Consider the following 1,586-nt stretch of genomic DNA (forward strand, 5'->3'; position numbering starts at 1 on the left):
CGAAGGCAAGAAAGCTAGGTGAGCATCTTGTCAAGGGCAGGGAATGCCGAGCAGATACAAATCTGGCTTGGATGGTGCATTGATGCAGCGCGCCTCCATCAGGCAACCTCCGACAGACTGCGAATCCCGGGACATGCTTTGTTTGCAACCGGCAGCACGGCAATTTCTCCTTTGGGAGAGGGGGAGGGCTTAATTCAGTCGCCCAACCATTGGGTTACAATCTCGCCGCTATGTCCCTCGGGCTCCAGCGCGGCGCGCAGGGCTTCCAGCAGAGGCGGCAGCGCCTGCGTGAAGGCGTAGGGCGGGTTGACGATAAAAAGGCCGGCACCGTTATAGATGCCGGGCTGATCGCTATCGTACAGCCAATGCTCCACCCCCAGCAGTTTCGGAATGCCGAGGTTGCGAAGCTGCTGCTTCCATCGCTCATGCGCGGCGCGGTCTTTCAGCGGATACCAGATCACCGTCACGCCATGCGACCATTTGCGGTGCGCAGCGGCGAGGGTGGCTGTGATACGTTTGCGTTCGTCCAGCTGTTCATAGGGAGGGTCGACCACCACCACGCCGCGAGGCGTTCGGGGCGGCAGCAGCGCCAGCCAAAGCTCGTAGGCGTCGCGCTCATGCACGGCAGCGGATGTGCCGCGCATCACGCCGCGCAGGTTATAGGCGTCCTGAGGATGTTTTTCGTTGAGGATCAGGAAATCCTGCGGGCGCAGAAGCTGCGCCAGAATCTGCGGCGAGCCCGGGTAGAGGTGCGGCTCGGCCCCGACATTCACCGCCTGCACGGCGGCGCGGTAGTCGTCCAACAAGGGGTTCTGGTCAGCAAAAGCCCTCAGCACGCCCTGCGTGGACTCGCCGGTGCGCCCAGCCTCCTCGCCGTGAAGGTCGTACAGCCCGCATCCGGCATGGGTATCGATCAGGGTTAGCGCGCTCTGTTTTTGCTGCAAGGCCCGCACGAGGGCGATCAGCAGGCAGTGCTTCACGACATCGGCGCTATTGCCAGCATGGAAGGAGTGGCGATAATTCATTGTGAATCAGAATCCTGACGATCTGCCTTTATATCAGCTGCCGAGCGCGGAAGCCGAGCGCGAGGCAATTGAAGCAACCAATCCCGGGCTAGTATAAAGTCGAACGGCAACCTTCAACGCACTTCTGCGCGAGGCCTCAAGCCCGCGTGAGTGTTCGTCGCCTGAGGCGGAGACGCAAGGCTTCAGGTCTCGTGACCAACGGCGTTGCCTTCATCGATGCGGCAGCGTCGTGAAGATGGGCATTAACGCCCGCTTCTGATCTCGCCTGCCGGAGGCCGGCCTCGCCTCCACTTGGCCGGTCTCCAACTCCATTCTACATTTCGAATCGGGAAATGAAGCGGGTGGTGGGATTAGCTGAGCTCGCTGCTGCCGCTGATTGCTTTGATTGCTGCCTTTCGTTCACGTCGCACTTGGGTTGTGGATGGGCGTAATGTGAAGCGTGGCAACCGGGAACATTGCTGCCGAGCGCAATGGCTCGATTGCCTCCAGGCAGCTAGCTGGGTTCCCCCCGGCTTCGAACTAGGGATCCAGAGCAGTTTACAATTAACGAAATTTTGTAAT

The 1,586-nt window shown here is 60.2% G+C and carries 1 protein-coding gene; it reads right to left on the reverse strand.

Features of this window, described 5'->3' with window-relative positions:
• Nucleotides 1-194 precede the first annotated feature (194 nt).
• Nucleotides 195-1,025, reverse strand: coding sequence for a 23S rRNA (adenine(2030)-N(6))-methyltransferase RlmJ (locus WG900_RS20085; RefSeq protein ID WP_339970153.1), 831 nt, complete (start codon nucleotides 1,023-1,025; stop codon nucleotides 195-197).
• Nucleotides 1,026-1,586 lie beyond the last annotated feature (561 nt).

Source organism: Novosphingobium aquae, assembly GCF_037572715.1.
GTDB lineage: Bacteria > Pseudomonadota > Alphaproteobacteria > Sphingomonadales > Sphingomonadaceae > Novosphingobium > Novosphingobium aquae.